At 68.7% G+C, this 8,588-nt stretch carries 8 protein-coding genes; 4 read left to right on the top strand and 4 right to left on the bottom strand.

Features of this window, described 5'->3' with window-relative positions; all coding sequences use genetic code 11:
* The 4 genes from ACYVE9_RS09575 to ACYVE9_RS09560 all read right to left on the bottom strand — a co-directional run.
* Positions 1-976 (bottom strand): glycoside hydrolase family 3 protein (locus ACYVE9_RS09575; RefSeq protein WP_461027326.1); only part of this gene is annotated, 976 nt, incomplete at its 3' end.
* A 9-nt stretch (positions 977-985) separates the two neighbouring features.
* Positions 986-1,876, bottom strand: coding sequence for a carbohydrate ABC transporter permease (locus ACYVE9_RS09570; protein ID WP_461027328.1), 891 nt, complete (start codon positions 1,874-1,876; stop codon positions 986-988).
* 14 nt (positions 1,877-1,890) lie between these two features.
* Positions 1,891-2,904 (bottom strand): carbohydrate ABC transporter permease, encoded by a 1,014-nt coding sequence (locus ACYVE9_RS09565; protein ID WP_461027325.1) that lies wholly within the window; start codon positions 2,902-2,904, stop codon positions 1,891-1,893.
* A gap of 93 nt (positions 2,905-2,997) precedes the next feature.
* Positions 2,998-4,296 (bottom strand): sugar ABC transporter substrate-binding protein, encoded by a 1,299-nt coding sequence (locus ACYVE9_RS09560; RefSeq protein WP_461027324.1) that lies wholly within the window; start codon positions 4,294-4,296, stop codon positions 2,998-3,000.
* Positions 4,297-4,551: 255 nt separating this feature from the next.
* On the opposite strand from ACYVE9_RS09560, the gene ACYVE9_RS09555 reads away from it, so the two are divergent.
* From ACYVE9_RS09555 to ACYVE9_RS09540, 4 genes are all read left to right on the top strand, one after another.
* Positions 4,552-5,373 carry a GntR family transcriptional regulator gene (locus ACYVE9_RS09555; protein ID WP_461027323.1) on the top strand — a complete coding sequence of 274 codons (822 nt, stop codon included), beginning with the start codon at positions 4,552-4,554 and terminating at the stop codon, positions 5,371-5,373.
* 120 nt (positions 5,374-5,493) lie between these two features.
* On the top strand, positions 5,494-5,892 hold the full coding sequence (locus ACYVE9_RS09550) for an Imm32 family immunity protein (protein WP_461027322.1): 399 nt from the start codon (positions 5,494-5,496) through the stop codon (positions 5,890-5,892).
* Positions 5,893-6,164: 272 nt separating this feature from the next.
* Positions 6,165-8,453 (top strand): carbon starvation CstA family protein, encoded by a 2,289-nt coding sequence (locus ACYVE9_RS09545; protein ID WP_461027321.1) that lies wholly within the window; start codon positions 6,165-6,167, stop codon positions 8,451-8,453.
* Positions 8,450-8,588, top strand: a 139-nt coding sequence (locus tag ACYVE9_RS09540) for a CstA-like transporter-associated (seleno)protein (RefSeq protein WP_461027327.1), incomplete at its 3' end; no start/stop codon positions are given. The genes ACYVE9_RS09545 and ACYVE9_RS09540, both read left to right, overlap by 4 nt.

Below are 8,588 nucleotides of genomic sequence, written 5' to 3'. Positions count from 1 at the left end.
GCCGCTGCTCCGGCCGTTCGCCGTCCCGGACCGCCCGCACCAGGTCGTCGCGCAGCCGCAGCACGGTGTCCTCGTCGGCGAGGCCGCCGCCGACGCAGATCGCGTCGGCTCCGGCCGCCAGGGCGAGCACGGTGCCGCGTTCGATGCCGTGGGTGTCGGCGATCGCCTTCATCTCCACGGCGTCGGTGACGATCAGCCCCTCGTAGCCGAGGCCGCCCTGCTCGGCGGGGGCGCGCAGCAGGCCGTTGAGCGCGGAGGGGCTGAGGGTCGCCGGCAGGGTCGGGTCCAGGGCGGGCAGCAGGATGTGCGCGCTCATGATGACCTTGGTGCCGGCGGCGACCGCGGCGCGGAACGGCACCAGCTCGCGGGTGCCCAGCGTGACGAGGTCGGCGTCGATGCGGGGCAGCGCGTGGTGGGAGTCCACGTTGGTGTCGCCGTGGCCGGGGAAGTGCTTGGTGCAGGCGGCGACGCCCGCGGCCTGCATGCCCTCGACGTAGGCGGCGGTGTGCCGGGCCACCAGCTCCGGGTCGGCTCCGAAGGAGCGGACGCCGATGACGGGGTTGCCCGGGTTGGAGTTGACGTCGGCCGAGGGCGCCCAGTTGAGGTTGACGCCGCAGGCGGCCAGCCGGCGGCCGAGTTCGCGGGCCACCTCGCGGGTGAGCCGCGGGTCGTCGATGGCACCCAGGGCGAGGTTGCCGGGGAAGGAGGAGCCCGTCCTCGCCTCCAGCCGGGTGACGTCGCCGCCCTCCTCGTCGATGGCGACGAGCACGTCCGGGCACACGGCCCGGAGTTCGGCGGTGAGCGCGGCCAGTTGCTCGGCGGACTCGATGTTGCGGCCGAACAGTCCGACGGAGGTGAGCCCCTCACGCAGGCGGCGCAGCAGCCAGGGGGGTGCGGTGGTGCCGGTGAAGCCGGGCTGGAGCACGGCGAGGGCGTCACGGGTGACGGTGTCGGTTTCCTGGACGAGAGTCGTCATGGGCGTGCGCTACCCCTTCACTGCGCCGGAGGTGAGGCCCGCGGCCATCTTCTTCTGGACGAGCATGAAGAAGATCACGACAGGTATGGCGATCATGACCGAGCCGGCCATCAGGCCGCCGTAGTCGGTGCCGCGGTCGGTGGTGAAGTTCATCAGCCACACGTTGAGCGTGTACTTGTCGTTGTCCTGCATCAGGATGTAGGCGAACAGGTACTCGTTCCACGCCGTGATCAGGGCGAAGATGGACGCGGCGGCCAGGCCCGGGGCGAGCAGCGGGAAGATCACCCGCCAGAACGCGCCCATCCGGGTGCAGCCGTCCACCATGGCGGACTCCTCGAGTTCCTTGGGCACGTTGATCACGAACCCGCGGATCATCCAGGTGGTGAAGGGCAGCACCGACACCAGGTAGACGACGATGACGCCCCAGTACTCGTTGAGCGCGCCGAGCGCGTTCAGCTGTACGTAGATGGGGATGAGCATCGCGGTCGGCGGCAGCAGCTGGACGACGATGAGCACCATCATGAACGCCTTGCGGCCCACGAAGTTGAAGCGGCCGATGGCGAACGCCGCGATGGTGCCGATGATCATGGCGCCGAGCACGGAGCTGACGCAGATGATCAGGCTGGACTTGATCGCCGTCCAGAAGAACCCGGTCTCGGTCGCCCGTACGAAGTTGTCGAAGGTGACCGAGGTGGGCAGCAGCGACTGGTCGTAGCTGCGGATCTCGTGGTTCGGCCGGAAGGCGCTGACCAGGAGCCAGTAGACGGGGAAGGCCATCACCAGGAAGGCGAGCACGCCGACGAGGTCGTAGCCCAGGCGCCGCTTCTTGCGGTCGGGCCTCAGTTCCGTTCTTCCCGAAGCGGGGTTGGCGCGCTTGGTCGCCGACGAGTCCGGGGCGATGGGCGTGGTGGTCGTCACTCGACTTCTCCCGTCTTCAGAAGCTGGCGCAGGTAGTAGACGGCGACGCCGGAGAGCATCAGCACGGTGATGAGTGCGATGGCGGTGCCCTGGCTGAACGAGGAGCTGGAGAACGCCTTCTGGAAGGAGTAGATGCCCAGCAGCTCGTACTCCGGCTCGGGCTTGTTGCCGCGCATCAGGAAGACCTGGCCGAAGACGTTGAAGTCCCAGATCACCGACAGGGTGGCGACCATCTGGAACACCGGCTTGATGACCGGGAAGATCACGTGCTTGAAGACCCCCCACTGGCCGGCGCCGTCCAGTTGGGCCGCTTCCTCGAGTTCCCGCGGGACCTGGGTGAGGGCGGCGTAGAGGGTGACGACGACGAACGGGATGGCACCCCAGACGACGACGGCGCCGATGATGCTGAAGCCCTGCCACGGGTCGAGGAACCAGTTGTGCCCCTGGAAGTCCACGCCGGGCAGTTTGCTGAGCAGGCTGTTCGCGACGCCGTAGTCGGAGTCGGCGAACCAGCGGAAGATCGAGGTGGCCACCAGCAGCGGCATCGACCAGGCGGCGACGAGCGCGCCGGTGAGCAGCAGGCGGATCCAGGTGGACATGCGCTGCATCATCATGGCGAGCAGCAGGCCGAGCACCATGGTGGCCGTGACGCAGACGACCATGAACAGCACGGTGCGGAAGGAGACGGCCCAGAAGTGGGGGTCGTTCAGGATGGTGGTGAACTGCTCGAAGCCGACCCACGGCGGGGTCTGGCCGGTCCACAGTTCACGGCGGCCCAGGTCCTGGAACGACATGATCACGGTCTGGACGAGCGGCCAGGCGAAGACCGCGCCGATCGCGATGATCGCGGGGCCGATCAGCAGGTAGGGCAGCACGTTGCGACGGCGTTTGCTGCCCGGGCCCTCACCTCTGGGCCGGGCGTCACCTCCGGGCGGTGTGGGGCCGTTCCCTTCCGGGTGCGACGGCCCGGCTACCGGCGGGTCGGCTGATTTGGTGTCGGCGGCAGTCACAGTGCTGACCTTCCGTTCGTATCTGAGCACCAGGAGGGCGAGCGGGCGGGGGCCTGCGACCGAGCCCCCGCCCGCTCCTGACGACTGGCAGGATCAGGACTCGTTGTTGATGAGCTCGTTGATCTGCTTGTCGGCCTTCTTGGTGGCGTCCTCCACGGAACCGCCCTTGATGATGTCGTTGAGCATGTTGGGCAGGACCAGCTGCTTCTCGATCGCGGTCCAGCCCGGCGCGATCGGGGTGAACCAGGCGTCCGGCACCGCGTTGGCGATCGGCGCGGTCTCCGGCTTCTCCTTCAGCGGCTCGAGCTGCTTGGTGTTGTTGGGCAGGATGTTCTTGGAGGCGAGCACCTCCATGGACTTCTCGCTGGTGAACATCGAGATCCACTCTTCGCCCAGGTCCTTGACATCGGACTTCTCGATGACCGCGAGGTCCGAGCCGCCGATGAAGGACGGCAGGGCCTTGCCGTTCGGGCCGGGCATGCCGGCCGTGGCGATCTTGCCCTCCAGCTCGGGGTTGCCGCTCTCACCCTCGACGACCGAGCCGGCCTCCCAGCCGTTGCCGTAGATGAGCGCGGCCTTCTTGTTCGCCATGACGTTGGCGTGGTCCTGCTCGTCCTTGGTCCGGTCGGCGTTGTTGTACGTGTTGACCAGGTCGATGAAGTGCTTGATGCCCTTCTGGGCCTCGGGCGTGCTGAGGGTGGCCTTCCACTCCTTGCTGCCCTCGTCGTACTCGGCGATCTGCCCGCCGTAGGCGGCGACGTAGGACATCGCGGCGTACCAGTACTTGCCGGGCAGGTAGAGGGGCGAGAACGCCTTGTCGTCGCCGTACTCCTCCCCGACCTTGTCGAGGGCCTTCTTCAGGTCGTCCTCGGTCTGCGGCAGGTCCTTGGACCCGGTGGCCTTCTCGAACATCTCGGTGTTGTAGACGGCTACCCGGGCACCCGCGTAGTAGGGGACGCAGTACAGCTTGCCCTCGAAGGTGCAGGTGTCCTTGAGTCCGCCGATCCAGGTGTCGGAGTTCTCGTACTTCGCCGGGTCGACCTCGGCGAGGGCACCGTTCAGGATGTAGGTCATGGTCTCGGTGTTGCCGAGTTCGACCACGTCGGGGAACTTGGTGCCACCGAGGGCGGTGTCGAGCTTCTTGGCCTTGTCACCCCACTGCTGGTACTGGACCTTGACCTCGACCTTGGGGTACTTCTTCTTGAACTGTGCGTTGACATCCTTGACCAGCTCGGGCCAGGTGCTCTCGGCGTCGTTCATCAGCCAGACCGTGAGTGTCTCGTTCCGGTCCTTCGGGTCCTTCGACGAGCTGTCGGTGTCCGACGACCCGCAGGCAGCCACACCCGCCATCATCGCCGTGACACCAATGGCCGCTATGAGCTTGCGCTTCACGTCACCCTCCTCGGGGATGCCAGAAACCTCCCGCCCACCGCGGAGACATACGACGAGGTACTGCCCGTGGGGCTGGGATTGGTCTTTAATGGTTTAGACCAGTGACCGCAGCTTGGCCTAGACCTATAGGGGTGTCAAGGGTGTATAAGAAGGGCAGTCCGGTCCGTTACCGGAACGACACCTGAGCCGTGAGCCCCTCGTTACCGGGGCCCGTGCCACGATGTGACCCGCTACGTACGGAGTCGGAGGAAGCCGGTGACGGCAGCAGCACAGGAGCCGGGAAGACCTGCCACGGGGGCCGGAGGAAGCGCGGCCCCACCGGCCGGCGGAGCCGCGGTCGACGGCAACGGCACCAACGGCCGGACGACGCGCGTGCCCAAGTATTACCGTCTCAAGCGCCATCTGCTGGAGATGACCGAAACCATGCCCCCGGGCACGCCGGTGCCGCCGGAACGCACCCTGGCGGCGGAGTTCGACACCTCCCGCACCACCGTGCGCCAGGCGTTGCAGGAACTGGTCGTCGAGGGGCGCCTGGAACGCATCCAGGGCAAGGGCACGTTCGTCGCCAAGCCCAAGGTGTCGCAGGCACTCCAGCTGACCTCCTACACCGAGGACATGCGCGCCCAGGGCCTGGAGCCCACCTCGCAACTGCTCGACATCGGTTACATCACCGCCGACGACCGGCTGGCCGCCCTGCTCGACATCGAGACCGGCGCCCGCGTGCTGCGCATCGAGCGGCTGCGACTGGCCAGCGGCGAGCCGATGGCGATCGAGACGACCCACCTGTCCCAGAAGCGGTTCCCCGCACTGCGCCGCAGCCTGGTCAAGTACGCCTCGCTCTACACCGCGCTCGGTGAGGTCTACAACGTGCACCTCGCGGAAGCCGAGGAGACCATCGAGACGTCCCTGGCCTCCCCCCGGGAGGCGGGGCTGCTGGGGACGGACACCGGGCTGCCGATGCTGATGCTCTCCCGGCACTCCTTCGACCGGCAGGGCGAGCCCGTGGAGTGGGTGCGCTCGGTCTACCGCGGTGACCGGTACAAGTTCGTGGCGAGGCTGCGACGCCCCCAGGAGTGAGCCGCGCCCGCCAGGTGCGGGCCCCGCACGCGGGTGCGCCGAGGGGACGGGCCCTGGAGAGCCCGTCAGCGGTGGGCAGCGGCCGGCCGGGAGCGCCCTGGAACCGAAGGGTTGTGGCGGATGAGAGCCCTGTTCTTTCCTGATGACCGTACGGTCGACGTCTCGGGCGGGGCGCCGGGACTCCTCGCCCTGGCCCGTGCTCTCGACGCGGGGAAGGGCTGCGTGGAGACCACCGCCTCGGCTGAGCCGAGCTTCGGTGGCACGGAGCTCGCCTCGGTCGAGGTGGCGGCGACCAGCGGCCCGGGGGTGCGTATCGCAGTCGACCCGGAGCGCCGCGTTCTGCTCGTCAAGGGTGACCGAGCGGGCTTGACCGTGCTCGCCGACGAGTTCCGGTCGACAGCGGAGATGGACGACGGCGGGCACCAGCACATCGACTACTTCCCGGGGCACTACTACCTGGCCGCCGGATCGCTGGCCATGGTCGTCAACAGCCCGCACGGAGGCATGCCCACTCGGTGAGCGACCGCCGCGGCAGCAACCGGCCAGGTCAGCGGCCGTCTTCGGTGCCGCTCACGTGCGTCCACCGGTCGTGCGTCCGCCCGGCCCGAAGTCCACGGCACCGATCGCCAACTCCGCCTGACGGGCAGGCGGCTGAGCGGAAGCTGCCGTTCACCGCACAACTCGACCGTTCCCCTCTCGCGGCACGGACGCCCTAGTGACGTCCCCCGTCGCACGGCCTAGATTTCCTGCGCGTCAACGACGGAGATCACGCGCTGGAACGGAGCCGCAGCATGACCGAGCCCGCCGCACCGCCCGCCCCGGAAGCCCGGAGACGGGGCAGTCCGTCGCCGAAGTCGATCGCCGTGTGGACGGCTGTCGCCCTGGTGGGCGCCCTCGGCTGGGCCATGCTGGCGCTCTCCCGCGACGAGGAGGTCTCGGCCGCGTGGATGGTGGCCGCCGCGCTCGGCTCGTACGCGATCGGCTACCGCTTCTACAGCCGGTTCATCGTGCACCGGGTGCTCAGGGCCGACCGCAACCGGGCCACCCCGGCCGAACGGCTCGACGACGGCGTCGACTTCCACCCCACCGACCGGCGAGTACTGCTCGGCCACCACTTCGCGGCGATCTCCGGCGCCGGACCGCTGGTCGGTCCGGTACTGGCCGCGCAGATGGGCTATCTGCCGGGCACCATCTGGATCATCGTCGGTGTCATCTTCGCCGGCGCCGTGCAGGACATGGTGGTGCTGTTCTTCTCCACCCGCCGCAACGGGAAGTCGCTGGGCCGGATCGCCCGCGAGGAGATCGGGCCGATCGGCGGCGTCGCGGCGCTGGTCGCGGTCTTCACCATCATGATCATCCTGATCGCGGTGCTCTCCCTGGTGGTGCTCAACGCGCTCGCCGAGTCCCCGTGGGGCACCTTCTCCACCGCCATGTCCATCCCGATCGCCCTGTTCATGGGCGTCTACCTGCGGTGGATCAGGCCCGGCCGGGTCGCCGAGGTGTCCGCGCTCGGTATCGGGCTGCTGCTGCTCGCGATCACCGCCGGCAGCTGGGTCGCCGACTCCTCCTGGGCCGCCGCCTTCACCCTGGACAAGAGCACCCTGGTCGTCTGGCTGGTGATCTACGGCTTCGTCGCCTCGGTGCTGCCGGTGTGGATGCTGCTGGCACCGCGCGACTACCTGTCCACCTTCATGAAGATCGGCACCATCGGTCTGCTGGCGATCGGCATCGTCGTGACGCTGCCGGTGATGAAGATGGAGGCGGTCACCGACTTCGCGACCCGCGGTGACGGCCCGGTGTTCGCCGGCTCGCTCTTCCCGTTCGTCTTCATCACCATCGCCTGCGGCGCCCTGTCCGGTTTCCACGCACTGATCTCCTCGGGCACCACACCGAAGATGATCCAGAAGGAGACCCAGGTCCGCATGATCGGCTACGGCGGCATGCTGATGGAGTCGTCGGTCGCGGTGATGGCCATGACGGCCGCGTGCATCCTGGACCCGGGCCTGTTCTTCGCGATGAACGCGCCGCCCGCCGTCATCGGCGAGACGCTGGAGTCCGCGTCGCAGACCATCACCGGCTGGGGCTACACCATCACCCCCGACCAACTGGCCGAAGCCGCCAGGGAGGTCGAGGAGGGCTCGATCCTGTCCCGGACGGGCGGGGCGCCGACCTTCGCGCTGGGCGTGGCGTACATCTTCGCCGGAGTCATCGGCGGCTCCGGCATGGTCGCCTTCTGGTACCACTTCGCGATCATGTTCGAGGTGCTGTTCATCCTGACCGCGATCGACTCCGGCACCCGCGTCGGCCGCTTCATGCTCCAGGAGATGATCGGCAACACGCAGCCGACGCTCGCCCGGGCCCGGCGGGTGACGAGGATGCCGGGCGGCCTGGCCCGCGGCATCGGCCGGGCCGAACCGACCGTGGGCCGGTTCCGCGAGGTGGGCTGGATGCCCGGGGTCTACCTCACCAGTGCCGCCGTCGTCCTGGCCTGGGGCTACTTCCTCTGGGTCGGCGTGCACGACCCGCTGGGCGGCATCAACCAGCTCTTCCCGATCTTCGGCATCTCCAACCAGCTGCTGGCCGCCGTCGCGCTCACCGTGTGCACCGTGCTGCTCATCAAGTCCGGCCGGCTCAAGTGGGCCTGGGTGACGGGCGTACCGCTCGTCTGGGACGTGGTGGTCACGCTCACCGCCAGCTGGCAGAAGGTGTTCTCCGGGGACCCGCGGGTGGGCTTCTTCAGCCAGCGGGCCCGTGCCCAGGAACAGATCGACACCGGCGAGTTCAGCGGCCAGGAACTCCGGGACCTGGAGACCATCGTCACCAACACCACCGTGCAGGGCACGCTCTCGGCGGTGTTCGCCGTGCTCATCGTGGTGGTGCTCGCCGACGCCGCCCGGATCTGCGTCAAGGCCGTGCGCGACCCGGCCGGCACGGAGCTCAGGGAAGCGCCGTTCGAGCAGTCTCGGCTGATCGCCCCGGCCGGGCTGTTCCCCACCAAGGAGGAGAAGGCGGAGCTGGAGGCCGCCGGGCTCGGCCCCGGCGGCGGCGTTCCCGAGGACCGCGAGCAGGCCCGGACATGACGGCGACCACGGCCCTGCGACGCACCGCAGCCCGGCTGTGGTGGTACGTGCGGGAGTTCACCGGGGAGACCGCCTACGACCGCTACGTGGAGCGGCAGCGCCGGGAGCACCCCGACGTGGCGCCGCTCGACCGCG

The organism is Streptomyces sparsus (assembly GCF_054776295.1).
The sequence above is the reverse complement of the archived record's forward strand: the minus strand, read 5'-3'. Positions and strand labels throughout refer to the sequence as shown.